1 protein-coding gene is annotated in these 270 nt (G+C 37.4%); it reads right to left on the bottom strand.

Going from position 1 to position 270, the window contains the following annotated elements:
- On the bottom strand, positions 1-270 hold a 270-nt coding region (locus SB725_RS31370), incomplete at both ends, for a hypothetical protein (RefSeq protein ID WP_410923316.1).

The following is a 270-nucleotide window of genomic DNA, read 5'->3' on the forward strand; positions in this document are numbered from 1 at the left end:
GATTACCCAAATAGCTTTCAATAATCCATTGCCAGCCCCATCTCCAATATTCAGGTGCGTCAGTATCAAGCCAGCTTTTTGCTCTTTTTATTAAAGTTTTCGATTGTTGTGTAAACTCATCTTTGCTTTTTAAGTAGAAAATAATACTGCTATGAAAAGGCGTGATGCCGCTTAAACGAATATCAAATAAGTGCCGAATTTCATCAAAAGCATTCGTAAAGCTCAAGGTATTTTCAAAGCAAGTGGCTAAGGTGTCTCTATCTGGCCATG

Source organism: Pseudomonas sp. SIMBA_041 (assembly GCF_046535095.1).
Taxonomy (GTDB): Bacteria; Pseudomonadota; Gammaproteobacteria; order Pseudomonadales; family Pseudomonadaceae; genus Aquipseudomonas; species Aquipseudomonas mucoides.